This is a genomic window from Cloacibacterium caeni (assembly GCF_907163125.1).
Classification (GTDB): Bacteria; Bacteroidota; Bacteroidia; order Flavobacteriales; family Weeksellaceae; genus Cloacibacterium; species Cloacibacterium caeni_B.
Map to the genome: position 1 here is coordinate 1210407 of NZ_OU015319.1, position 25969 is coordinate 1236375.

Below are 25969 nucleotides of genomic sequence, written 5' to 3' on the forward strand. Positions count from 1 at the left end.
ATTCTAATATCCAACTGCGTAGCAGTAGAAAAAAATAAGCGATGAAATTCGAGCTATCCTTTACCAATAAAGAGATTACGCCTTGGGGAGGCATGGTGTTTTTAAAGCAAATGTTGGACAAAATCGGCTTTAGAGAGCAAATTGAAAAATGCGAATCTTTACCTGTGTCACTTTCCAATAATTCTTATAAAAAAGAAGTTTTGCTTGAATCTTTTATTACGAGTATTTGGTGTGGTGCCAATCGTTTTTTGCACACAGAAATTACCCGTGCAGATAAGGCTCTTGGGGAAATATTTGACTGGCGAAAGACCCCTGCTCAGGACGCATATAAACGCTATTTTGGCAAGTTTACACAACACATCAACCAGCAAGTTGGGCATTATTTTTTCAGTTGGTTTTTTCAGAATTTGAACCTCAATTATTTTACGTTAGACATTGATTCATCTGTAATTACTCGATACGGAGAGCAAGAGGGAGCAAAAAAAGGCTACAATCCTAAGAAAAAAGGAAGAAACAGCCATCATCCTATCATTGCATTTGTGAACGATGTAAAGATGGTCGCTAATTTTTGGCTCAGGAGCGGCAATACTTCTTCGGCAAATAATTTTGTAGGATTTTTAGAAGAAACACTCTTAAATTTTGGGGATAAGAAAGTAGGATTAGTTCGTTTGGATAGTGGTTTTTTCCAGAAAGACATTATGGATTATCTTGAATTAAAAACACTCCAATACATCATCGCTGCAAAATTTACTCACCCCATTCAACACTTGATAGACCAGCAAGATTTTTGGATAAAAGTTGATGAGGGCATCGAAATTTGCGACAAATATTATCAAGCAAAAAACTGGGAAAAGCCAAGAAGGATAGTCATTGTAAGGCAAAAAATAGCACAACGGCCGAATGCGGCAGGCCGAATATTAAGCCTGTTTCCGGAAGATGAAATCCATAGAAATTATCGCTATTCAGCCTATATTACCAACCAAGAACAATCGGCAACAGATGTTTGGAGAACGTACCGAAACAGAGGCGATGCAGAGAATCGAATCAAGGAATTAAAGGCAGATTTTGGAGCCGAAAGTTTTAACCTTAAAGGCTTTTTCCCTACAGAAGCTGCACTTATATTTTCGATGATTGCTTATAATCTGATGTCAATTTTCAGACTGTTTGTTCTTCAGGAAAAAACGCAGAAAACATTATCTACACTACGATATAGAACCTTTGCTATTGGAGCTTATTTTGAAAAAGTAGGTGACACACTCAAACTGAAGATTGCACTCACCAAAAAACGCAGAAAATGGTTCGTCGGAATTTGGGATTACCCCATAGACTTATCTCAAAAAATTTCAACTGCGTGATTTGGGTTAAACTGAACATCACTACTATTGTAAACAACAATGCATACAAAGTAATGGGTGAAATTTTCGGAACGAAAACTCTATTGTACCACTCTTTTCCTTTTTGCTGAATCAAGAAATATCTTGTCAAAAAACCTGCAACAAAAGGAATTCCCAAATAAATGGCAACACTTATTGCTACATCTTTCATGGGAACTGAGATTTCAAAATTTCCAAAACCTAAATATTGCGGTAAAAAATTTATAAATAACCAAGCGTAAAAACTGTACGTAAACACTTGAAAAATACTATTTAGAGCCACCAACATTGCGGCATATTCACGATTTCCAGAAGCCAAATCATTCCACACAATCACCATTGCAATACATCTTGCCAAACCAATCAAAATCAGTCCAACCATATAATTGGGTTCGTCTTTTAGGAAAATAATCGCCAAAACGAACATCAAAATCGGACCAATAATCCAATTGAGAATTAATGAAACTCCCATTGTTTTACGGTCTTTAAAAGCCATAGGCAAAAGACTATAATCTACTTTAGCTAACGGCGGAAACATCATGAGAATCAAACCAATCGCTAATGGAATATTAGTCGTTCCACTAGAAAATTGATTGATGGTTTCTGGAATTGCTGGAATAAATTTTCCGAGCAAAACTCCAAAAATCATTGCCAAGAAAATCCATAATGTTAAATATCTGTCGAGAAATTTTAGTTTGGGTTTCATGTTAATTTTTGAATTTGATTTATGATTTTCTTAAATTTTCAAAAACAAATTTCATTTCTGTAGCAATTTCTAAACTTCTGTTGAAATACGTTTCGTTCATTTCAGCTGTTCCATCAGATTTTTTAGGATCTTCGTATTTTATTGGAATTCTAGCTTCTGCACCGTAAACAATCGGGCAATTTTCGTCTGCAGAATCACACGTGAGAATGGCGGCAAATGCTGATTTCGGGTTAAAATCATCATTATATTTTTTAGAAAAACAAACCACCGCATGTTCATTTTCTGCAAATTTTACCGCATAAACAGGATTTTCAGTTTCTGATAATTTTAAAATTTCAAAACCTTGATTTGTAAGCGTTTCAGAAATTTTTGGAAACATGGCTGTTGCTTCTGTTCCACCAGAATAGCAAAAAACATTTTCAATTTGATAATAATTCGCCATTGTTTGTGCCCAAATCTGTGAAAGATGGCTCCTTCTGGAATTATGAGTACAAATAAAATTTAATCTAACTTCTTCATTTTTAGATAATTTAGAAGATATAAACTGAATTAAAGGTTGAAGTATTCTTTTTCGTTCCTCAGAAATTCTTTCTGTGGAAAGTTGAGCAATTATTTCTCTAATTTTTATGTTCATGTGATTATTTTGATAGTTTTAAAATCGAAAAAGCGCCTCTTGTCACCAAGATAAAAATAAGAGTTCCAATGGCTAAATCTGGCATTTTGCTATGTGTAAAATAGACTAAAACCCCAGCAATTATCACTCCTAGATTGATCATCACATCATTATTGGTAAAGATTACACTCGCCTGAATATGAGCTTCTTTGCTTTTACTTTTTTGCAAAAGATAAAGACAAGCTGCGTTTCCTAATAATGCAAAAAACGAAATAAGCATCATCATTTGAAATTCTGGAACTTCTGTTTTTACAAAAAATCTTCGCAAAACTTCTGTTAAACCTAAAATTGCCAAAATCAACTGAAAATATCCGCTGATTTTGGCAACATTTTTCTTTCTTTCAATGGCTTTTCCAACTGCAAATAAAGCCAATAAATACACAAAACTATCTGCCAACATATCTAGACTATCGGCAACTAATCCCATAGAATTAGACCAAAAACCATAGAAAATTTCTAGCAAAAAAAAGAAAAAATTGATTCCTAAAACACTCCAAAGCAATTGTGTTTGATTTTTGTGTTCTTGGAGTTTTTCTTGCGTAAATTCTGTAGAAATATGCTGTGTATCAAAATTTAGTGTTTCTAATTGTTTGAAAATTTCCTCTTCATTTTCATGATGAAAAACCAATAATTCCCGATTGGGAATATCAAAATCCAAAGCTTCAATCGATGTGAAATTCTGAAGCTTCATTCTGATGATTTGCTCTTCTGAAGGGCAATCCATTTTATGGATTTTGAATTTGGATTTTTTCATCATATAAAATTACATTTTCTTTTGGAATTCGCAGAAAATAAAGTTTTGAGTAGTTTCAAAAGGTGTTTTATGTACTTCTTCAAAACTATGGAGCAGCGAAAAATGAGTTCCGAAAATTTTCAAGAACTTCTCTTTGCTGTATTGCGTAATTTCTAAACCGCTACATTTTAGAGGTCCTGATTCTGAAAAGGTTCCCACAAAAAACAGTCCGTTTTCTCCTAAAATATCGCTCAACAAAGTAGCATATTTTTGAATATCTTCTTCTTTGGTCAAAAAATGAAAACTCGCTCTATCATGTATCACGTCAAACTTTTCTATTGAAGAAAAATCTAAAATATCAGACACTATAAAACGTACTTTTTCTGATTTTTCGCCTAGTCTTTTCTTGATTCTTTCTATTGCATTTTCTGAAATATCTAGAAAAGTAAGACTTTCAAAGCCTTGCTCTAAAAGATTGTCCATCAAATAACTATCTCCTCCACCAATTTCTAAAATTTTGGAAGTTTTTGGTATTTTATTTCTTTCAAAAAATTGTAGAGAAGTTTCAGGTTTCTCTTGATACCAACTTACTTCTGTTTCTTTTTTTGTGCCGAAAACATTTTCCCAATGTTGCTTTTTATTTATTTCCATAGTTTAAAGTAAACAATCCTTGAAGGATTAAAATAATTTAACAACAACCCGAATTTGGAGTACAATAACCCACTACTTTTTCTGCGTAAACAGTGATGCTGTAAATCCTAGTGGTAGAATCTTTATATTGCTGAATTTCTTCTTCGTTCAGATAATTTTTCAGAATATCATCAGGAACGATAATCGGTTTTTTCTTCTGTAAACTAATGTTTTTGAAACCAGAATTTTCGATAATTTTCAAATAATCTTCCATTTGAATCGCCGAAGCTACACAACCAGCATACATTTCGGCCGCATTTTTAATTTTTTCTGGTAAATCTCCCTCCAAAACAATATCAGAAATCGAAAAATGACCAGTTGGTTTCAAAATTCTTTGAACTTCTGCAAAAGCTTTTGGTTTGTTAGGAACCAAATTCATCACGCAATTGCTTACCACAACATCGGCAACATTGCTCATCAAAGGAATATTCTCAATGTCTCCCAATCTGAATTCCACATTATTGAAACCTAATTTATCTGCATTATTTCTCGCTTTTTCTATCATTTCAGGAGTGAAATCTATTCCCACCACTTTTCCAGATTCGCCAGTTTCTGCTCGCGCTACGAAACAATCGTTTCCTGCTCCACTTCCTAAATCTACTACGTAATCTCCTTTTTTAATTTTGGCAAATTCTGTTGGCAAACCGCAACCTAATTTAAGGTCTGCATCAGGATTATAACCTTCTAAATGGTCATAATCATCCGTCATAATATTGTACACTTCTGTACTACAACCGCCACTTCCACAGCAAGATGAAGCGTTAGTATCTTGGTTTTGCAAAGCAATTTCTGCATATTTTTGCTTCACCATTTCTTTGATTTCTTCGTTAGAATTCATTTTTTTAAATTTTAAATTTTAAATGATAAATTTTAGATATTTTTTTTGAAGCTATTTCCTGCTTTCGCTACTCGCTTTTTTATTTTTAGATTCTTCGACTCCGCTCACAATGAAAAAATAAAAAGAGCTCAAACAAACCGCTCAATCAGGGCTAGTTACGTTTTCGTTTTTGAAAGAACTTTAGCAGCAAGATTTCTGCTTTTCTATTTTTCTAAAAATTTCAGAAATAAAATGCTCCATTTTTTTCAATGTATCTGGATTAATGCAATAGCAAATCGCTTTTCCATCAATTTCTCCTTGTATAATTCCTGCGCTTTTCAGTTCTTTAAGGTGCTGAGAAACAGTTGGTTGTGCTAGTTTCACTTCCTCAACAATATCATTACAAATACATGAATCTACAGAAAGTAAATATTCTACAATCGCAATTCTAGCAGGATGAGAAAGCGCCTTCATTAATTTTGCCACTTCATTTTGTTCTTCTGTAAAATATTCAGTTTTAGAAATTCCCATAATTTTATATTTTCATATTGCAATATTACGATATATAATTTTCTAAACCAAAATTTTCTTCATAAATTTGAAAAAGAAATTCAAAATCATGTCTATTCAAGAAAATTACCATAAAATAAAAGCCCAAATTTCAGAAAACGTAGAATTAGTAGCCGTTTCTAAATTTCATCATATTGAAAAAATTAAAGAAGTTTATGATTGCGGACAAAAAGTTTTCGGAGAAAATAAAGTACAAGAGCTTTTAACCAAAGTAAACGAACTTCCAGCTGATATTCAATGGCATTTAATTGGTCATTTACAAACCAATAAAGTAAAATATATTTCTCCTTTTATAGATACCATTCAAAGTGTAGATTCTGAAAAATTATTATTAGAAATCAACAAAGAAGCAGCAAAAAAAAATAGAATAATTAAAGTTTTACTTCAAGTAAAAATTGCCGAAGAAGAAACCAAATATGGTCTTGAAATCGCTGAAGCGAAAGAAATTTTCAGCAATTATTTAGAACACAAATACCCAAATATTGAGATTTTAGGTTTGATGGGAATGGCAACTTTTACAGACAACAAAAATCAAGTAAAATCAGAGTTTTTAGTTCTAAAATCTCTATTCGATGAACTTTCTACCTTCAGAAAACTAGAAACACTTTCTATGGGAATGAGTGACGATTTTGCACTTGCAATAGAATGTGGCTCTACTTCTGTAAGAATAGGTTCTGCTATATTTGGAGTGAGAAATTATTAAAATTTAAGGATGACTGAGAAAAAATATACTTACCTCTACTTTGCCATTTTATTTTTCGCAATTTTTATTCCTTTTTTTATTTCTTATGGAGGAATAGTTGCAGATACGCTGAGTTATATAAAAATTGCAGATAGTATTCCTGATGTAAAATCTAATCTTTTTCCACTAGGCTATCCTTTAATTATTAGATTATTTCATTCATTTACAGATGATTATTACTTTTCTGCAAGAATAATAAGCATTTTAACGGTCTTACTTATTGGAGTATTTTCTTTTTATAAGAAATTTTATTTCAAAGAAACCGTTATTTTACTATGTACCAAAATTTTTGTTTTTTGCATATACAATCTCATATCTGAAGGTTTATTTTTAGGGATTTTTTATTTTCTAATCTTTTATTTTCATGAATTTTTTTCCAAGAATAAAAAAGGATGGTCTTTTATATTGCCAACTAGTTTGTTATTTCTTGCATTATTTTTAACCAGATATTCTGGGATTTTTATTTACGCAGCAATACTTATATTTTTCTTAATAAATTATAGAAAACCAACGTTTAAGAATTATAAAAAAGATTTTTTCTTTGTTATAATTTTAAGTGGTTTCTTCATTGCGTCTTACATGCTCTACAATTTTCTGAATTTCGGAGGAATTATGGGCGAAAATGAAAGATTTTCGGTGGATAAATCCAGTATTGGTCTTGATATCATTAGAAATTTTCTTGGAGTGATGAACTTAGCAAACCCAATTCTTGGAATAAAACCTGCTCATTTTACTCCCATCACTATTATTATAGAGTTTTTTCTTTTCTTTATTAATCTTATTTTTATTTATCTAATTTACCATCTCTTCAAAAAAAATAAAGCTTGGAAGTCAGATTTTACAATTACATTTTTATTGATTTCTTCGGCAACTTATTTGGTTTTAGTAATCATATCAAAATTTTTTCAAGGCATAGAAGAACTCAATACCAGAATGCTTTCCGAAAGCAGTTTCCCTTTATTTCTTAGTGCTATAATTCTATATTTTCAATCTGATTATAATAAAAAAATCATATTTTATTTAGCTGTATTTTCACTTCTATTTAATGCTGCTTACTTGATAAAAACTCCACAAAATTTTCTTAAAAGAAAAGCAGAAGTTGAAAATCAAATCGTAAATTTAAAAGACAAAAAGTACTATTTTGACAATATTAAAAAAGTAGAAAAATCGCGTAAAGAATATAAAATCCCTATTATCAATAAAACTTTTTATTACGAACATGGTAATCAACAAAAACCATTTATTGATGGAAATATAATTATTTCAAAAAATCCAGAAATTAATTTATTGTTAAAAGACACTGTTAAAAATAAAAAAAGCATTATTTTTAGCAGTGATATTAAATAATTTCACACAGGTTCTCCATAAAAATAAATAAATTTGCCTTATGCAAAAAGTATTAATCGTAGAAGACGAAAAAGCAATTTCTGGTGTACTGCACAGTATTTTATCAGATGAATTAACCAATTACGAAGTTTTGGTTGCAGAAGATGGTTTAGAAGCCTACAAACTCATCGAAAAAGATGATTTTGCATTGGTTATTTCAGATATAAAAATGCCAAAACTTTCTGGTACAGAACTTTTGAAACAAGCACTTCAATTAAAACCAGACACTACTTTTGTCATGATTTCTGGTCATGCTGACATTGATACTGCTGTAAATTCTCTTAAAGATGGCGCTTATGATTTTATTTCAAAACCTATTGATATTAATAGATTGATTACCAGCGTAAGAAATGCTCTTGACCGTAAAAATTTGGTTCAAACGACTAAAGTTCTTCAAAAAGAAAATACTCAACTCAAGAAAAAAGTCAACAAAAAATACCAAATGATTGGTACTTCTGAAGCGCTTTCTAAAATTCAAAATATGATTGAAAAAGTAGCTGCTACAGATGCTAGAGTTTTGATTACGGGGCCAAATGGTGCTGGTAAAGAATTGGTAGCCCATTCTATTCATGCACAAAGCGAAAGAAGTAGAGGACCAATGATTGAGGTAAACTGTGCGGCAATTCCATCAGAATTAATAGAATCTGAACTTTTCGGTCACGTAAAAGGTTCATTTACAGGCGCTATAAAAGACAAACAAGGTAAATTTGAATTAGCAAACGGAGGAACAATTTTCTTAGACGAAATTGGCGACATGAGTTTGGTAGCACAAGCTAAAGTTCTTCGTGCGCTTCAAGAAAGCAGAGTTTCACCTGTAGGAAGTGACAAAGAAATAAAAGTAGATGTAAGAGTGGTTGCTGCAACCAATAAAAATCTACAAAAAGAAATAGAAGACGGAAAATTTAGAGAAGATTTGTATCACAGACTTTCTGTGATTGAAATTTATGTACCACCATTAGATGCTAGAAAGGAGGACATTCCGCTTTTGGTAGAACATTTTGCTCAAATCATTGCAGATGAACAAGGAAATGCAGTTAGAAAATTTGACGACAAAGCGATAAAAGCACTTCAAAATTTCTCTTGGACAGGAAACATTCGTGAGCTGAGAAACGTAGTAGAGCGTTTAATCATTTTGGGCGGGAATCCTGTAACAGCAGAAGATGTAGCAGCTTTCGTAAGAAAATAGTATGTTAGATGCAATATTTTAGATTTTAGATACTAGAAAAATTTAATAAATTTATACACTAAACCACGTGATTTTGCGTGGTTTTTGTTATTTTTAAACACTGAAAATATTTTATTCATGAAAAAAATCGGTTTATTTCTTTTAGTTTTTAGTCAAATCACCTTTGCACAAACTTTTACCAAAAAAGATACTTTAAAAGGTTCTGATACGGCGTTTAGAAATTTTTGGGACGTCAAAAAATACGAGCTCACTGTAGAACCTAATATTCAGGATCAATCAGTCAGCGGAAAAAACACCATTTTCTTTGAAATCACCAAAGATGTAGAAAATCCTACATTTCAATTAGACCTTCAAAAGCCTATGAATTCTAAAAATTTCATGGGAAATTTTAATTATACCCAAGTAAAAACCGAAGACGATTTCATTTTTATAGAAACTCAACAAAGTTTCAAAAAAGGAGAACGTTTTTACATGATTTTAGAATATTTCGGGAATCCTAGAATTGCCAAAAAAGCACCTTGGGATGGAGGTTGGGTTTTCACCAAAGATGAAAAAGGAAATCCGTGGATTTCCGTGGCTCAAGAAGGAGACGGAACCAGCCTTTGGTTACCCTCAAAAGATATTTGGAATGATGAGCCAGATGAAGGCATAGAAATGAAAATCATTACGCCAAAAAATTTAACAGGAGTTGGAAACGGTAAATTAATCTCTCAAACAGTAGAAAAAGGCAAAAATGTTTTTACTTGGGAAGTTAAAAACCCTATCAATCTATACAGCATTGTTCCTACCATTGGGAAATTTGAACATTTTTCTGAAATTTATGATGGAGAAAAAGGTAAATTAGATTGCGATTATTATGTACTTTCTTACAATCTAGATAAAGCCAAAAAACAATTTACGCAAGTAAAACCAATGCTTCAAGCGTTTGAATATTGGTTTGGAGCTTATCCTTTCTACGAAGACGGTTATAAATTGGTAGAAACGCCTTATTTAGGAATGGAACATCAGTCTAATGTAGCCTACGGAAATCATTATTTGAATGGTTATCTTGGTAGAGATTTATCTGGAACTGGAGTTGGATTAAATTGGGATTTCATCATTATTCATGAATCTGGTCACGAATGGTTTGCGAACAACATTACTGCAAAAGATCAAGCTGACATGTGGATTCATGAAGGTTTTACTTGTTACTCAGAAACGCTTTTTACTCAAAATTATTTGAACAAAGAAAAAGCAGAATTGTACATTAAAGGAATCCGTCAAAACATAGAAAACGACAAACCTATTATCGGGAAATACGGTGTAAGAAACGAAGGAAGTGGTGACATGTATTACAAAGGTGCAAACATGCTTCACACGATAAGAACCGCCATAAACCACGATGAAAAATTCAGACAAATTTTAAGAGGAATCGGTACAGATTTTTATCATCAAACAGTAACTACTCAGCAAATCGAAAATTATATTTCTGAAAAATCTGGAATAAATTTCTCCACTGTTTTTGACCAATATTTAAGAACTACTCAAATTCCAACTTTAGAATTTTCTCAAAACGGAAAAACGTTAAAATACAGATGGACGAATACGGTGGAAGGTTTCAACTTGCCTATTAGAATAGAGAATACAACTCTAACTCCAACCAAAGATTGGCAAACTATTAAACTGAAAGACAAAAAAGACGTAAAGTTTAATGATAATTACTATGTGAATTTTGTGAAGATTTAAAATAACATTCAGAAATTTAAGTTATACTATTTAAAATATATTTAAAACTATAAACATGAAATATTCAATTCTTATTGCTTTGTCAATGATTTCTGTTTCTACATTTGCTCAAGAGTCACCATTAACATTCAATAGAAATACAGAATTTAATTCTGGGTATTATAAATTTAACAACAGAAAAGAAACACTTTTAGAGAAACAAATTTTTGATATCGGAAAAATCAAGAATTTGAATTTTCAAAAAATTATTTTAAAAGACTCCAAAGACAATTCAAGTTTTTCTGTTTTAGGTATTATGACTTTTTTTGAAACTTTTGATTCTATTTCTAAAAGAACCATCACTTTTGATAAAGAAGAAGTAAATTTATTTATTAATAACCTTCAAATATTGGAACAAAAAACATCAAGTAAGCCTAGTACTGAAAGTAAATACAAATATTTGACTAAAAATTATTTAGAAGTTGGGAGCTCATTTAACGAAATTTCTAATTCTTGGACTTATTATATTAAATTACCAAATTCTTCCTCTCAAAATCCAATATTACTGGATAAAACAGAATTTAAAGAACTTTTAAATATTTTGAAAAAAATAGAAAAAGATTTATAAAAACTTTCGGCTCCTAACGGAGCCGAACTTATTTCCTTTTTGCAAATTTTCTACAAACCTTCAATTCCTACGGAATTATAAATTAGTACAATAAACTCGGAACGCGAAACCCGAAACGCGAAACAAAAATTCTACGCTTTCAGCACAATTCTAAAAGTAGTTCCCTTTCCTACCTCAGATTCAGCGATTTTGATGTCGCCATTGTGATATTCGTTGATGACTCGTTTTGCTAAAGACAAACCAAGCCCCCAACCTCTTTTTTTGGTAGAATAACCCGGTTTGAAAGCACTTCGCATTTGAGTATTGGTCATTCCAGAGCCAGAATCTTTTACGTCTATCAACACGTAATTATTTTTAGAATAAAGAGAAATTTCCAATTTTCCCTCTCCTTTCATGGCATCTACCGCATTTTTCACAAGGTTTTCGATCACCCAACTCATCAAAATTCTATTGTGAGGAATCAATATTTCTCTTGCGGGAACTTTGAGTTCAAAATTTACTTTTCTGGAAATTCTAGATTTCAGATAATCAAAGTTTTGTTGAAATGTTTCCTTTAAATTCAAATCATTAAGTTCTGGAACCGAACCAATTTTCGAAAAACGTTCAGAAATGGTTTTTAAACGATTGATATCTTTATTGATTTCAAGTAAACCATCATCATTTCTATTGGCATCGAGTTTCATTACTTCTACCCAACCAATCATAGAAGAAAGCGGAGTTCCGATTTGGTGTGCAGTTTCTTTAGCCAAACCAGCCCACAACATGGATTCATCTGATTTTTTGATGGTGCGCAAAAACCAAAAAGAAAACAGAAGATACAAACCGATGAACAAACCTAATGCATAAGGATAATAACGCAAATAATTGAGTAAATCTGAGTTATCATAAAACACAAATTGGTTATTAAAATTGGGCAACTGAATTTCAAATGGAGGATATTTATCATCCATTTCAGCTATTTTTTGTTTCAGTTTTTCGGGATTGTTTAAGATTTCTTCATCGATATTTTTACTTTCAATCAGATTCCTGTTTTTATCAGTGATAATAATGGGAATGTCCTTATTTTCGTCGATAACATTGAGTGATAAGTCATTCAATCGAGAATCTACGTTATTGTCTTGAAGATATTTTACAGCCGTTGCAAGCGATTTTATTCTGTCGGTTTCTTTTTTTCTAAGATGATTGATTAAAAAATTAGAAGAAACAGCCAATCCTGCAACTATTATGGTTAATAGCACAAACACAAACCAGTTGTTTATCTTAGAAATAAAGTTGTTTCTCAAGAATTTATAATTTAATTTTTTAGAATTATTTCAAATGATTCAAAACTTTGTACAGCGCATCACTCATATCATTAGCCTGATAATTATTCATAATAATCGCAAAAACATATTTTTGACCAGATTGAGAAGTATGATAACCTGCAAAAGCTCTGCAATCTTTTATGCTACCGCTTTTCATTTTCATGCCATTTCCTTGCACTGGAAATCCTTCAAAATATTCAGCAAACCAAGGTTGTTTTTTCGCCCAAATCAAAGCTAAAACTTCAGCTCTTGTAGAAGCATAATTTTGCGGAGACAATCCACTTCCATCTACAAAATTAATCATTCTTTCATCTATTCCACGCTGTTTCCAGAAATTTTTAAGGTATTTCATTCCAATTTCAAAAGATGAATTTCCTGTTTTTTCTTTAGCCATTGTTTTCACGAAAGTTTCACCGTAGAAATTGATGCTTTTTTTCAGAAACCAAAAGACCATTTTATCTAAAGTAGGCGACAAATATTCTAAAATCACTTTATTTTTAGGAAATGCTAAAGGATTTTGCCCTTCAATTAATCTTTCAGAATTGATGATCATTTTTCCGTTAAAAGCGATGTTTTGTTTCTTTAATTCTGCCACAATTTCTAGCGCCAATTGTTTTGGCGGATTAGGTGACGCTCCAGAAATCGTTATATTTTTTGCAGGAAGCGTTCCTGTAATATGCGCCACATTATTATATGGAGTAGTAAAAATAATACTTCTGTCCGAAGTTCCTTCCGTTCTTGCATCATTCACAAAATGTACACCTTCTAAATTGATATTGATATTTTTAAAATCTTTACCAAAAGTATTGATGTCAAATTGGTTTTCTCGCCAATTTAAACCCCAAACTCCAGCTCCGTAATAATTCCCAATGTCATTATAAGGCCAACCTCCAGGAATTTTTTGAAAATCAAAGTACGTGTCATCTATCACTAAATCGCCAGGAATTTCTTTGATATTTCTGGACTTGAGTGTTTCTATGATTTTTGAAATAAAATGTTCTGGTTTATAACCATCATAACGCCAACTTCCCAAAGTAGGATCTCCATTTGAAAAAATATACAGATTTTTATCTAAAGCGATTTGAGTTTTATATTGATAATTCTTTCCTAAAGTTTCCAAAGCCGCTGCTGCAGTAAAAATTTTCATGGTAGAAGCGGTAGACAATCCTTTGTTTCCTTGATATTCATAAACAAAGTTTCCGCTTTCATCTGCTACATAAAAAGAAAGATTCCCAGAATACATAGGAGAAGACGCCAAAAGTGACTGAACCGCTTTATCTAAATTCTGTGTAACCGACTGTGAATAAAATATTTGCAAGCAAAAAACCGTTATAAAAGCAAAAAATTTCTTCATAAAGAATAATTGTTTTTTCAAATATAAAGAAAATAAAATGGATTACTTCTTCCTAAATAATTAAAAAAACAAAGAAATAAATGATTTATTAGCAATGTCAATTTATTAAACAATTATTTAATTAACAAAATAAACGATGATTTTTATCAATTTTATATTAAAATTTTATTTTTTAACATTTTATTATCATTTATTTAGTATATATTTGCATCATAATTAACCGACTAAAATTTTTAAAATTATGTCATACACATTTGTAGGGCTCTTCGGAAGCCAAGACCAATCAAAAGCAGTTTCTGAAAGTTTAGAAAAAAAAGGTTTCAAAGACTCTGATTACATTGTTTACCTTACCCAAAGTAAGCCAGTAGAAAAATCTTTTTGGAGCAAACTTTTTACTAATGACATAGACCAAGAAGCTACTGCTGTAGATTCTTTGATTACTAGTGTGGCGATTAATAATGATACTGAATTACAATTAGCAAAAGACGCTTTCAGAGAAAACAAAGTAGTCAATACTTATGAATTACCCGAAGTAGATTTTGCAGAAGCAGTAGATTTAGATTACATTAAAAAAGTAGTTGCCCTAAAAGCAAAAGCGCTTATTTACGCAATGCCAGAAATTAAAACTTCTAGCTCAGAGATGAGCACAGGAATAAATTCTGAAGTAAGTTCAAACACATAATTCTTCATATCAAATTAATTTTTTCATACGAAGCCCGAAATTTATTTTCGGGTTTTCTTTTTAGGAATTACAGTAAAGCTTTTTTTTTAAAGCTTTTTTTTTGTATTTTCGTGATAATTAAAGAGGTTCAAAGATGGTTTATGATTTAGAAAAAGAAAATAAAGAAATTCAGTATCGCTATAAAGATTTAATCTCTAATACATACAGAACTCTTGATGAAGAACAGAATAAACTCATCAGGAAAGCATTTGATATTGCTTTAGACGCTCACAAAGACCAAAGAAGAAAAACGGGCGAACCTTACATCTATCACCCTATCGAAGTGGCAAAAATTGTTGCCAATGAAATAGGTTTAGGAGCCACTTCTATCGCTTGTGCATTACTTCATGACGTGATTGAAGATTCTGAATATACTTATGAAGACATCAAGAAAATTTTTGGTCAAAAAATAGCAGATATTGTTAACGGATTGACTAAAATTTCGGTGATGAACCATCAAAACATCTCGGTTCAGTCTGAAAATTACAGAAAATTACTTTTAACTCTTTCCGAAGATTTCCGCGTGATTCTCATCAAAATTGCAGACAGATTGCACAATATGAGAACTCTTGAAAGCATGAGAGATGACAAACAAAAGAAAATCGCCTCAGAAACGGTTTACATTTACGCTCCTCTAGCTCATAGATTAGGACTTTATAACATAAAATCAGAACTTGAAGATTTATCTTTAAAATATAACAATCCAGATGTTTATTATGACATTGCTAATAAATTAGAACTTGCCAAAGATAATCGCGAGAAATATGTAGAAGAGTTCAAAAAAGAAGTTTCGGAACAACTCAAAGAAGAGCATCTCAATTTTACCATCAAAGGACGAGCAAAAGCCATCAATTCTATTTATAGAAAAATGCTGAAGCAAAACGTACCTTTTGAAGAGGTTTTTGACAATTACGCGATTAGAATTATTTATAAATCAGACGCTAAAAACGAAAAATTCATCGCTTGGAAAATCTATTCCATCGTTACCGATTTATACCACAGCAATCCGCAAAGAATGCGCGACTGGATTACCAATCCTCGTTCTACAGGTTACGAAAGTTTACATTTGACCGTTTTAGGTCCTGATAAAAAATGGATTGAAGTTCAAATTCGCTCCGAAAGAATGGACGAAATCGCTGAAAAAGGTGTTGCAGCGCATTATAAATACAAAGAAGGCTTCAAACAAAACAGCGACGATAGAAACTTCGAAAAGTGGGTTTCTCAGATTAGAGAAGTCATAGAACAACAACAAAACCTTTCCACCACAGAACTTTTGGATAATATTAAACTTAATCTTTATTCCAAAGAAGTTTTTGTTTTCACACCAAAAGGAGAAATTAAAATTTTACCAGTGGGTTCTACTGCTCTGGATTTTGCTTTTTCAGTTCACACCGATTTGGGAATGAAATGTTTAGGTGCAAAAATCAATGGAAAACTCGTTCCTATTTCTTACGTTTTACAAAACGGCGACCAAATAGACATTCTTTCTTCTCAAAATCAAAAACCAAAGCAAGATTGGCTAGATATTGTTATCACGTCTAAAGCAAAATCCAGAATCAAAGCCGCGCTTAATTCCGAAAAAAATGGCCAAGTTGCAGAAGGAAAAGAAATTTTCCAAAGAAAATTAAGACACGCAAAACTTAACTTTTCCGAGGAAGAAGTGAATAATATTCAGAAATTTTTTAATCATAAAACTTCTCAAGATTTATTTTTAAAATTCTACGATGGCACTTATGATACCACAGATTTAAAAAAATATGCCGATTCTAAAAGTGCGCTAAAAAACTTCTTCCAGAGATTTAGAAAATCATCCAACATCAATACTGCTCACGAAGAAAGTCCAACCTCAGATTTAGACTTAATCGTTTTCGGTAAAGATGAAGAAAAACTGAATTACAGCTTCGCCAAATGTTGTACCGTAATTCCAGGTGATAAAATTTTTGGATTTATCACGATTTCAGACGGAATTAAAGTTCATAATGACAATTGTCCTAATGCGATTAACCTTAGAGCCAATTACGATTATAGAGTTATGCCTGCAAAATGGGTTAATGAACAACGTTACAGCAGCAGAGTGAGAATACAAATCGAAGGAATCGACAGAAAAGGATTGGTTAATGACATTACTGAAGTGATAAGTAATGCCATGAATATTGATATGAAAAGTATTTCTATCGAAAGTAATGACGGTATTTTCTTAGGAACCATCACATTAGAAGTTAAAAACAAAAGCCAACTAGAAGAAACACTAAAACAACTCAGAAATGTACTGAGTGTAACCCAAGTAAAAAGAATATAAATATGCTGATTACCAATTATTTTAGAAAATTTTTCCAAATTGCACAATCTTCAGGAAATTTATTGATTATCTGTGTCATCGTTTCATTAATGATTGCCAACTCTAGTTTAGGAGATGATTTTGAAAATCTGTTAAATTATCCAATTGGACCTTATTCTACAAGTCTTTGGATTAATGATGGTTTAATGGCCATTTTCTTCTTATTGGTAGGTTTAGAAATTAAACGTGAACTCATAGAAGGAGAACTTTCTAGCCTTAAAAACGCTTCTCTTCCTATTTTTGCAGCAATTGGCGGAATGCTGGTTCCTGCATTAATCTTCGTATTTTTTAACTACGGAACAGAATACCAAAATGGTTGGGGAATTCCTATGGCAACAGATATTGCCTTTTCTCTCGCTATTATTTCTATGCTGGGGAAAAGAGTTCCAGCTTCTGTTAAAATTTTCCTTACTGCATTAGCTATTGTAGACGATTTGGGAGCAATTGTTGTGATTGCGATTTTTTATACAGAGAAATTAGAATTCACTTATTTAGCTTTGAGTGGTGCCATTTTACTCCTTTTAATTCTTTTAAATTTTTTCAAAGTTAAAAAACATATTTTCTACATCATTCCAGGATTATTTTTATGGCATTTTATGCATCACAGTGGCATTCATGCTACTATCGCAGGAGTTTTATTGGCATTTACCATTCCTACAAATGAAAGCACTACAGAAATCTCGCCTTTAGAAAAATTAGAAGAAAAATTACACTTACCCGTTAATTATTTCATCATGCCGATTTTTGCATTAGCGAATACTAATATTCAGTTTAAAAGCGGAATGATAGAGGGATTATTTAGCAATTTCGGCTACGGAATTATTCTAGGTTTAGTTCTAGGAAAAGTAATAGGAATCAATCTTTTTTCCTTTATTGCCATCAAATTAAAGCTAAGCGATTTACCTAAAAAAAGCAATTGGTCTCAAATGATTGGTGCAGGTTTATTGGCAGGAATTGGTTTTACCATGTCTATTTTCATCGCGTTGCTATCTTACAAAGGACACACCGAAATACAAGACGAAGCTAAATTTGCGATTCTGGTAGCTTCTGCAATTTCTGGATTTTCTGGTTACTTTTTACTGAAACTTTCAGCTAAAAAGAAAATTTCGGTTTCCGATTATAAAGAAAATATTTAAGCATAAAAAAAGGGTTTCTAAAATTTAGAACCCCTTTTTATTTTAAGGCTTACCCCTTTCGTATTGTGGAGGGAAGAAACTTACTTGATTATTTTCCCAAGAGCTTTTTGCTACAAAATATGGATTTCTAAGAAGTTCTCTTGCTAACAAAATTACATCTGCTTCATCTTTTTGCAAAATTTCTTCCGCTTGAATTGCATTGGTAATCAAGCCTACTGCACCAGTTTTCACTTCTGCTTCTTGCTTTATTTGATGAGAAAAAGGAACTTGATAACCCGAAAAAACATTGATTTTAGCACCAGAAATATTTCCACCGCTAGAAACATCAATTAAATCTACACCCTTTTCTTTCAAAATTTTAGAAAGCGCTACGGAATCTTCTACATTCCAACCGTTTTCAGCGTATTCTGTTGCAGAAATCCTCACAAACAAAGGAACATTGTTATTTAAAACTTCATTCACAGCTTCTACGATTTCTAGTAAAATTCTCGCTCTATTTTCTAAACTTCCGCCGTATTCATCTGTTCTTACATTGCTTAAAGGAGATAAAAACTGAGAAATTAAATAACCATGTGCAGCATGAATCTCAATCACATCAAAACCTGCTTTCACACTTCTTACTGCAGCTTCTTTGAAAGCGTTTACCAATTCTGAAATTTCAGATTTTGTTAAAGCATGAGGTGTTCTTTCACCTTCTAGATAAGGAATTTCTGAAGGCGCAACCGTAATCCATCCGTTTTCTTCTAAAGAAGTTTGTTTGCCATTCCAAGTAGAAGCTTTTCTACCAGCATGACCTAATTGAATCCCGATTTTGGTTTCTGTATTTTGATGGATGAATTCTACGATTTTTTTCCATGCTTCAGCTTGTTCATCATTCCAAATTCCAGCACATTTATCCGTAATTCTACCTTCTGGAACTACACCAGTAGCTTCTGCAATGATTAATCCTACTCCACCAAAAGCGCGAGTGGCATAATGCACCAAGTGAAAATCATTCACTACGCCATTTTCTGCAGAATACATACACATAGGCGCCATGACTACTCTGTTTTTTATTTCTAAATTTCTAAACTTAATTGGGGTAAAAAGTTTCATATTTACAATATTAATTTGAGCTCAAATTTATCATTTTTACGCAGAAAATCACGATTAATTCTTTGGTTTCACAAAATTTTTGTAATTTTACTCTCCTATTTTTTTAAAATGGAAAAAGAATTAAGAATTAAATTTTCTCAAATAGAAAGAAACGAACTTTCAGACATAGAGAAAACCCTTCATGAAGCAGCTATCAATGCTAGAAAAAACGCTTATGCTCCCTATTCTCATTTCAATGTAGGTTGCGCTGTTCTTCTGGAAAACGGAGAAATTGTTACAGGTAACAACCAAGAAAACGCAGCTTATCCTTCTGGTTTATGTGCAGAAAGAGTCACAGTTTTTAATATAGGTGCCAATTATCCGAACGTAAAAATTAAAAAATTATACGTTATTGGTGGACCTTCTAGAGAAGAGACTTTTACTACTCCTACTCCACCTTGTGGTGCATGTAGACAGAGTTTATTAGAATATGAGACAAAGCAAAATGAGCCGATAGAAATTTATTTTTCTGGAATTGATGGAGCGGTTTATAAATGTGATTCGATTAAAGATTTACTTCCGTTCTCATTTGATGCTTCTTTTTTATAAAATCTAAATAGAAAACCTTAGGGTTTTCTATTTTTTTTGAAATATATAGACCAAAAATTTTCACAATTTCTGGTTTAAATGTACATTTGCAATGCTTTTGGTTTCCGATGTTTGTCGGAATTAAAATGGGAATTCGGTGAAAATCCGAAACTGTCCCCGCAACTGTAGATCGTGCTTCGGTGAAAATCGAAGGAATTTTTTGCAAAAAAAGCCATTATCTTATTTGAAAAGATGAGAAGGTGCAAAAAATGCGAAAGTCAGGAGACCTGCCAAAAACATTCATTATCAATACTTTCGGAGGAAAAGTAGAGAAATCCTGTAAAAAACGCAGTTCTTCTGTGGTTTTTCTTTATTTCTTTTCCAGAAAGTTATTGATAGCAGTCATTAACTTTAAAATTTAACAATGAAGAAAAACTTAATCTTCGCAGGAATGCTCTTTGTGACGGGAATTTCACAATTGTCAGCTCAAGAAAAAGAAGAAAAACTAATTCCAGAAGTTACCATCGCAGCAAAAGCTAAACAACAACTTCACAAAACAGGTAAAAATGTACAACTCCTTACTTCTAAAGATTTAGAAAAATTCAAAGGACAAAACGCTGCAGAAATCCTTAACCAAGTCTCTGGTTATCAAATTACTGGAAACTTCAACAATGGTCCAGAACCGAAATCTCTAAAAATTAGAGGTGGAAAACTAGCCAACGTTTTGATTTTAGTAGATGGAATTCCGTTAAAAGACGTTACCGGAAATGATTATACCGCTACAGACCTTAGACTTTTTGCTTCAGAAAATATAGAATCTATAGAAATTCTGAATGGAGCATCTTCGGTTTTATATGGTTCTAATGCTACCGTTTCTGTGATTAATATTAAAACTAAAAAATCTTCTCAACAAGCTTTAGAAGGAAGAATTGGAGCAAGAATTGGAAGTTTCGGAACTTTTGGACAAAATTTGAGCGCTCAAGGGAAAATCAATCAATGGAATTATCAATTCTCTGGTTCTAATGAAAAATCAGACGGAATTTCGGCAGCTCTTGGAGAAAATTTCGATAAAGATGGTTTTGAAAAGCAAAATGCAAATGCTACTGTAGGTTACAGTACTCAAAATTTCAATGTAAATGTAAACGCTGGTTATCAACATCATTATTATGATTTTGACAATGGCGCTTTTGATGATGGAAAATACAAAGGCAATGACACGCAAAAATTCAGCGGACTCAATGCTCAATATTCATACGAAAAAGGAAATATCACGTTCAATTCTAGAATTTCTGCGAATGAAAGAATCGTGAGAAATCTCAACAATAATACCTATCAAGACCAATACAGCTATCAAGGTCAAAATATTTTTGCAGAATTGTACAATCAGACTCAATTTTCGGAGCATATTAATTTCGTAGCGGGAATTCAGTATGAAACTCAGAATTTAGGTTATAAATCTTTACCTTGGGGCGGAACTTCCATGCAAAATGTATTGACTCTAGGCGAAACCGAAATCAGTAATTTTGATGTTTTTGCCAATGCAAATTTAGCCTATCAAATTTTTCATTTGGATTTAGGAGCTCGATTGAACAATCATTCTAAATATGACAATCACTTTGTTTACAGCGTAAATCCATTTATTTTAACAGATTTAGACGATAAATTCTTAAAAATAGGCTATTCTTATGCCACTGCATTTATCGCACCTACTCTATATCAATCTTACGGTTCACTGCCCTATGTTTTGCCAAATTTTGATTTAAAACCAGAAACCAATGCTTCGCATGAATTGGATTTCAGTTTTGGAAAGAAAGACAGAACATTTGTAGTGAATGCAAGTGTTTTCAGTAGAAAAGAAAAAGATGTTTTCGTGTATAATTGGGATAATAGGAAATTTTTAAACGTAGAAAGCAATAAAGTAAAGGGTGTAGAATTAGGAATTCAATATCATTTTAATGAAAAAGTAAATGTAGGTGGTAATTTCTCTTTCGCTGAAAAAGACAATCCTGCAACAAGATTACGTTCACCGAAACAAAGAGCTAATGCTTTTTTAGAAATTTTACCGATTAAAAACAACAGAATCAATATTTCTTATCAATATACCTCAAAAAGAAATGATGCGTTCTATGATACCAGTAGTTTTAGTACAAAAAACGTAGAATTAGAAGCGTTCCATTTGTTTAACCTCAATATCAATCAGAAAATCACCAAATCTCTAGATACTTATTTAAACGTAGGAAACGTATTGAATACCAGTTATACAGATGTCATCGGTTTTACTACAAAACCTAGAAATATAACTTTAGGAGTTGAATATAAATTTTAAGGATTAAATTTTTATTCCACTTGTGTTTCGAGCTTCAGCAATTTATTTGCTGAAGTTTTTTTTATGATTTTTTATCAGAATTTAATTTAACAGTATGTTCAGAACTTGCATCTGGTAAATTTTCGATTTCGTGGTGATATTCTTCTACTTCATGTTTCATTTCATCTGCCAAAATTTTCTCAATTCTGAGTTTTCTGATAGCAATATTCAATTCATTTCCTAAAAGAAGTAAAATCACATTTAAATTCACCCAAACCATTAATAAAATAATCGAACCAATAGAACCGTATAAAACATTATATCTGGCAAATTTACTTACATAAACCGCAAAGAAATACGTAGTAATCACAAATACTACAGTGGTGAAAAACGCTCCAGGAAGTGATTGTCTGAATCTGGTAATTTTGGCTGTTCCTACCCAATAAAACAATGCCAACAACAAGAAATAAAACAATGGAAAGGAAACAAAACCAATGATTTTCGATAAATTATCTACAAACCAAGAAATATCGTATTGTGGCGTAAAAAGTTTGAGAACGACCTCAGAATAATACACGCCGAAAAGCGCTAAAAAGATAATCGCAATAAAACCAATCGTGATGAAAAAAGACAAAATATATTCATAAACATCGGTTCGTTTTTCTTCGGTGTGGTCATTAAATCCATCAATGAGAGAAAAAGTTCCGTTGGTTGCAAAAATCAAAGCAAAAATAATCGTGAAATTACTGATGCTCTTCATATTAGGAACGATACTTTTGGTAATGTAATTCGTAACATCTGCATGCATGTGCGCAGGAAAAACATTATGCATCAATACTTCAAAAATATAAAACTGAAGCTTGTCATAATGCGGTAAATAAGGCAAAATGGAAAGCAAAAACAATAAAAATGGGAATAAACTTAAAAAGAAACTCCACGAAATGGCAGAAGCTTTCGCAATTAATCGGTTTTTAAAAACTCCTCTTACATAGATATTAAACATTTCCCAAAGAGAAATGCCTAACATGGGCAAATGTATGCCATCTAAAAAACGATGAATTTTTCTAAGGAAAGTAGGAAGTTTCAAAATCGTTATTTTATATTTGTACAAAGATAAGGAATGAAAATTAATTTACTCTGCATAGGCAAAACTGACGATAAAGAAATTAAAAATCTCATCAATTACTATCTTACAAGACTTCCCAGACATTGGAATTTCGAAATTACAGAAATTCCAGATGTTAAAAATGCTAGAAATCTCACGTCTGATTTGCTTAAAAAAGAAGAAGCTAAATTATTTATCAACCAAATAGAAAACACAGATTTGGTAGTGCTTTTAGATGAAAAAGGAAAACAATTTACCAGCAGAGAATTTGCTCAAAAATTAGATTCTTATCAAAATAATTCTATCAAAAAAATCTGTTTTTTAGTGGGTGGAGCTTATGGTTTTTCAGAAGAAATGTATCAAAGAGCAAACGAAAAAATCTCCATTTCTAAAATGACTTTCACGCATCAAATGATTCGATTATTTTTTGTAGAACAGATTTACCGAGCAGACCAAATCCTACAAGGAAAACCGTATCATAATGACTGATGAGTTACGATTTGGGATTTTAGATTTAAGATTTAGAAATTATGAGTCTTGAGTTGTAACTTCTGACTTTTTGATGACTTTTTTTGCTAAAGTTCCAAAGAATAAAGCCAAAAGAATTCCCATGATGGCACCTACTATGATATCTCCAGGAAAATGCATTCCGAGATAGACTCTACTGTATGCAACGATAGCTGCCCAAACAAATAGAAAATAGGGCAATTGTTTTATTTTTTTGCCTAAAAGTATGGTAAGATAAGTCGCTACAAAAAAAGAATTAGACGAGTGCGCAGAATAAAACCCGAATTTTCCACCGCATTTTACTTCTCTCAACAAACCTTCTAACGATGGGTCATGACAAGGTCTTAATCGCTCAAATCCAAATTTAAAAATATTAGCGATTTGGTCAGAAGCTGTAATTCCTAATGCTACAAAAAGCAATATGTAGAACAATGATTTTTTATTGAAATTTTTATACAAAAAATATAAAAAAACAACATAAAGCGGAATCCAGAACCATTTTTCTGAAACCAAAATCCAGAACGGATCAAAAGTAGAACTTCCTAAATTGTTTAGGAAAATCATGGCTTGTTTGTCTTCTAAAATAATTTCTTCCATTATCTTGAAACGGGGCCTTGATATTCGTCGCTCAATTTATTGATTTCTTCTTTAGATTCTTGAATCAATTCATCAGAAGATTTCCCTTCGATTTGTTTTCTTAAATCTAATTCTTGTTTAATTTTTTCGGTAGGATCGTATTCTTGAGCTGCTTTTTTTACTTTTTCTATTTCGCGCTTTATTTCCGAGACTGGATTATCTGTTTCCTTCATGATTTCCGATTTCACATCTTCCATCGCATCTTTCATTTTACGCACTCCTTGTCCTAATCCTCTTGCAATTTCAGGGATTTTATTAGGTCCAAATAAAACGACGATTACCAAAGCAATCATCAGCATTTCTCCAAAACTTAGTTCCATTCTGCAAATTTAAATTATTAATTAATAATTATTTACTTTTTTCTGTGAAAAACGTAATAAACAAAATAAGCACTCACTGCCATTAACACAAATCCTAAGAAAAATGGCGCTCCAGAAAACTGAAATGGAGGCTTCAATTCTAAAGTTAAAAGTTTAATTTTAGCATCTGGATGAGTGAAAAAATAAAAAATCTGAGTCATCAGAAGCGGTCCAATAATAGACGTAATACTGATGACACTTGTTAAAGCACCTTGTAAATCCCCTTGTTCTTTCGGGGAAACTTTAGATGAAATAACGGATTGTAAAGCTGGCCCTGCAATTCCACCTAAACAATAAATGGCTAAAATAGCGTACATCATCCATTCTTTTTGAGCGAATGCAAAAAGCAACATTCCTGTACAGTAAAACGTAATTCCGTATAAAATACTTCTTTCGCTACCCAATTTAGGGTGAACTTTTCTAATTAAAAATCCTTGAACAAAAGCGGTAAAAGCTCCCATCACACCGAGAGAAATCCCTACTGTTTTTTCGTCCCAGGCAAATTTATACATCGTAAAATATGCCCAATTGGTTTGTACCGCATGACTCGCCAAATACACCAAAAACCAAGCAATGAAAAGTTTTAAAATTTCAGGATGTGTTCTTACTTTTAATAATGAACCTACTGGATTGGCTCTTTTCCATTCAAAAGGTCTTCTGTGTTCTTTTCCTAAACTTTCTGGCAATATAAAATATCCGTAAGCGAAATTCACCAAACATAAAACAGCGGCGGCATAAAATGGCACTCTAGACCCGAATTGTCCTAATAAACCACCAATTACAGGACCAATGATAAATCCTAAACCAAAAGCCGCACCTATCATTCCAAAGTTTTTAGAACGATTGCTATCATCTGAAATATCTGCTATATAAGCAGAAGCGGTGGTGATACTTGCTCCCGTAATTCCAGAAAAAATACGACCTACAAACAGCCAAAAAATGGTTGGCGCCCAAGCTTGAATGAAAAAGTTGATAGAAAATCCTAAAAGTGAAAATAAAATAACCGGTCTTCTACCATAATTGTCACTTAAATTACCTAAAACTGGCGCAAAAAGGAATTGCATGAAAGCATATAAAAAACTAAGCCAACCTCCATATTTAGAAGCTTCGCTTACGTCTCCATTAATCAATTCTTCTATTAATTTAGGCACAACTGGGATTACAATTCCCCACCCTGTAATATCAATGATTAAGGTGATAAATATAAACCAAATTGCAGCTGTTTTATTCGAATTTTTCATACAGAAAGCGAAGATACATCTTTTTCGATTTTCAAAAAATTTTTTAACTTTTATATATCGACTTATCTCATAAAAAAAGCGCTCTTTCGAGCG

The 25969-nt window shown here is 32.1% G+C and carries 25 protein-coding genes, 1 pseudogene and 1 riboswitch; of the genes and pseudogenes, 13 read left to right on the forward strand and 13 right to left on the reverse strand.

All coding sequences use genetic code 11. The features are described 5' to 3' along the window. Positions 1–41 precede the first annotated feature (41 nt). Positions 42–1355, forward strand: a complete 1314-nt coding sequence (locus KKQ79_RS05585) for an IS1380 family transposase (protein ID WP_213188815.1) — start codon at positions 42–44, stop codon at positions 1353–1355. Positions 1356–1362: 7 nt separating this feature from the next. Here KKQ79_RS05585 and arsB read toward each other — a convergent pair. From arsB to KKQ79_RS05615, 6 genes and pseudogenes are all read right to left on the reverse strand, one after another. Then, positions 1363–2079, reverse strand: a pseudogene (gene arsB, locus KKQ79_RS05590) (ACR3 family arsenite efflux transporter); the annotation flags it as partial. 19 nt (positions 2080–2098) lie between these two features. Beyond that, on the reverse strand, positions 2099–2713 hold the full coding sequence (locus tag KKQ79_RS05595) for an arsenate-mycothiol transferase ArsC (RefSeq protein ID WP_213189291.1): 615 nt from the start codon (positions 2711–2713) through the stop codon (positions 2099–2101). Between the two features lie 4 nt (positions 2714–2717). Further along, positions 2718–3506 (reverse strand): cation efflux transmembrane domain-containing protein, encoded by a 789-nt coding sequence (locus KKQ79_RS05600; protein WP_213190688.1) that lies wholly within the window; start codon positions 3504–3506, stop codon positions 2718–2720. Between the two features lie 9 nt (positions 3507–3515). After that, a complete protein-coding gene (locus KKQ79_RS05605; RefSeq protein WP_213189292.1) occupies positions 3516–4136 on the reverse strand; it encodes a class I SAM-dependent methyltransferase in 621 nt (206 codons plus the stop codon). Positions 4137–4173: 37 nt separating this feature from the next. Next, the gene (locus tag KKQ79_RS05610) at positions 4174–5013 is read right to left on the reverse strand and encodes an arsenite methyltransferase (RefSeq protein ID WP_213189293.1); all 840 of its coding nucleotides are present in this window, start codon (positions 5011–5013) and stop codon (positions 4174–4176) included. A 180-nt stretch (positions 5014–5193) separates the two neighbouring features. Further along, a complete protein-coding gene (locus KKQ79_RS05615; RefSeq protein ID WP_213189294.1) occupies positions 5194–5523 on the reverse strand; it encodes an ArsR/SmtB family transcription factor in 330 nt (109 codons plus the stop codon). An 88-nt stretch (positions 5524–5611) separates the two neighbouring features. Here KKQ79_RS05615 and KKQ79_RS05620 point away from each other — a divergent pair, with 88 nt between their 5' ends. The 5 genes from KKQ79_RS05620 (at position 5612) to KKQ79_RS05640 (ending at position 11208) form a co-directional block, all read left to right on the forward strand. Beyond that, positions 5612–6265: a YggS family pyridoxal phosphate-dependent enzyme gene (locus KKQ79_RS05620; protein ID WP_213189295.1), complete on the forward strand. Its 654-nt coding sequence runs from the start codon at positions 5612–5614 to the stop codon at positions 6263–6265. Between the two features lie 618 nt (positions 6266–6883). Continuing rightward, positions 6884–7651, forward strand: coding sequence for a hypothetical protein (locus tag KKQ79_RS05625; RefSeq protein WP_213189296.1), 768 nt, complete (start codon positions 6884–6886; stop codon positions 7649–7651). Positions 7652–7691: 40 nt separating this feature from the next. Further along, positions 7692–8876, forward strand: a complete 1185-nt coding sequence (locus KKQ79_RS05630; RefSeq protein WP_213189297.1) for a sigma-54-dependent transcriptional regulator — start codon at positions 7692–7694, stop codon at positions 8874–8876. Between the two features lie 117 nt (positions 8877–8993). After that, positions 8994–10601, forward strand: coding sequence for a M1 family metallopeptidase (locus KKQ79_RS05635; RefSeq protein ID WP_213189298.1), 1608 nt, complete (start codon positions 8994–8996; stop codon positions 10599–10601). Positions 10602–10656: 55 nt separating this feature from the next. After that, the gene (locus tag KKQ79_RS05640) at positions 10657–11208 is read left to right on the forward strand and encodes a hypothetical protein (RefSeq protein ID WP_213189299.1); all 552 of its coding nucleotides are present in this window, start codon (positions 10657–10659) and stop codon (positions 11206–11208) included. A 131-nt stretch (positions 11209–11339) separates the two neighbouring features. Here the strand turns inward: KKQ79_RS05640 and KKQ79_RS05645 are convergent, their stop codons facing one another. Further along, positions 11340–12491: a sensor histidine kinase gene (locus tag KKQ79_RS05645; protein WP_213189300.1), complete on the reverse strand. Its 1152-nt coding sequence runs from the start codon at positions 12489–12491 to the stop codon at positions 11340–11342. A 25-nt stretch (positions 12492–12516) separates the two neighbouring features. Continuing rightward, on the reverse strand, positions 12517–13866 hold the full coding sequence (gene dacB, locus KKQ79_RS05650; RefSeq protein ID WP_213189301.1) for a D-alanyl-D-alanine carboxypeptidase/D-alanyl-D-alanine endopeptidase: 1350 nt from the start codon (positions 13864–13866) through the stop codon (positions 12517–12519). 241 nt (positions 13867–14107) lie between these two features. Here dacB and KKQ79_RS05655 point away from each other — a divergent pair, with 241 nt between their 5' ends. The 3 genes from KKQ79_RS05655 (at position 14108) to nhaA (ending at position 18061) form a co-directional block, all read left to right on the forward strand. Then, positions 14108–14548, forward strand: coding sequence for a hypothetical protein (locus KKQ79_RS05655; RefSeq protein ID WP_213189302.1), 441 nt, complete (start codon positions 14108–14110; stop codon positions 14546–14548). Between the two features lie 133 nt (positions 14549–14681). Next, the gene (locus KKQ79_RS05660) at positions 14682–16886 is read left to right on the forward strand and encodes a RelA/SpoT family protein (protein ID WP_213189303.1); all 2205 of its coding nucleotides are present in this window, start codon (positions 14682–14684) and stop codon (positions 16884–16886) included. A 2-nt stretch (positions 16887–16888) separates the two neighbouring features. After that, positions 16889–18061, forward strand: a complete 1173-nt coding sequence (nhaA, locus tag KKQ79_RS05665) for a Na+/H+ antiporter NhaA (protein WP_213189304.1) — start codon at positions 16889–16891, stop codon at positions 18059–18061. A 42-nt stretch (positions 18062–18103) separates the two neighbouring features. Here the strand turns inward: nhaA and namA are convergent, their stop codons facing one another. Continuing rightward, on the reverse strand, positions 18104–19156 hold the full coding sequence (namA, locus tag KKQ79_RS05670) for an NADPH dehydrogenase NamA (protein WP_213189305.1): 1053 nt from the start codon (positions 19154–19156) through the stop codon (positions 18104–18106). 108 nt (positions 19157–19264) lie between these two features. Here namA and cdd point away from each other — a divergent pair, with 108 nt between their 5' ends. From cdd to KKQ79_RS05685, 3 genes are all read left to right on the forward strand, one after another. Continuing rightward, a complete protein-coding gene (gene cdd, locus KKQ79_RS05675) occupies positions 19265–19744 on the forward strand; it encodes a cytidine deaminase (protein ID WP_213189306.1) in 480 nt (159 codons plus the stop codon). Positions 19745–19825: 81 nt separating this feature from the next. Next, positions 19826–20032: riboswitch (cobalamin riboswitch) on the forward strand. Further along, positions 19993–20145: a hypothetical protein gene (locus tag KKQ79_RS05680; protein ID WP_213189307.1), complete on the forward strand. Its 153-nt coding sequence runs from the start codon at positions 19993–19995 to the stop codon at positions 20143–20145. Its footprint overlaps the riboswitch before it by 40 nt. A 2-nt stretch (positions 20146–20147) precedes the next feature. Next, positions 20148–22049, forward strand: a complete 1902-nt coding sequence (locus tag KKQ79_RS05685; protein ID WP_213189308.1) for a TonB-dependent receptor — start codon at positions 20148–20150, stop codon at positions 22047–22049. Between the two features lie 61 nt (positions 22050–22110). Here KKQ79_RS05685 and KKQ79_RS05690 read toward each other — a convergent pair whose 3' ends face one another. Beyond that, a complete protein-coding gene (locus KKQ79_RS05690; RefSeq protein WP_213190689.1) occupies positions 22111–23055 on the reverse strand; it encodes a YihY/virulence factor BrkB family protein in 945 nt (314 codons plus the stop codon). Positions 23056–23148: 93 nt separating this feature from the next. Here KKQ79_RS05690 and rlmH point away from each other — a divergent pair, with 93 nt between their 5' ends. Next, on the forward strand, positions 23149–23622 hold the full coding sequence (gene rlmH / locus KKQ79_RS05695; RefSeq protein ID WP_213189309.1) for a 23S rRNA (pseudouridine(1915)-N(3))-methyltransferase RlmH: 474 nt from the start codon (positions 23149–23151) through the stop codon (positions 23620–23622). Between the two features lie 39 nt (positions 23623–23661). On the opposite strand, the gene KKQ79_RS05700 is transcribed toward rlmH, so the two are convergent. Genes KKQ79_RS05700 through KKQ79_RS05710 form a run of 3 tightly spaced genes read right to left on the reverse strand, consistent with a single transcriptional unit; the run spans position 23662 to position 25876 of the window. Next, on the reverse strand, positions 23662–24237 hold the full coding sequence (locus tag KKQ79_RS05700; RefSeq protein WP_213189310.1) for a phosphatase PAP2 family protein: 576 nt from the start codon (positions 24235–24237) through the stop codon (positions 23662–23664). After that, positions 24237–24596: a Sec-independent protein translocase subunit TatA/TatB gene (locus tag KKQ79_RS05705; RefSeq protein ID WP_069798325.1), complete on the reverse strand. Its 360-nt coding sequence runs from the start codon at positions 24594–24596 to the stop codon at positions 24237–24239. The genes KKQ79_RS05700 and KKQ79_RS05705 overlap by 1 nt, the downstream gene beginning before the upstream one ends. A 32-nt stretch (positions 24597–24628) precedes the next feature. Further along, positions 24629–25876: a TCR/Tet family MFS transporter gene (locus KKQ79_RS05710; RefSeq protein ID WP_213189311.1), complete on the reverse strand. Its 1248-nt coding sequence runs from the start codon at positions 25874–25876 to the stop codon at positions 24629–24631. Positions 25877–25969 lie beyond the last annotated feature (93 nt).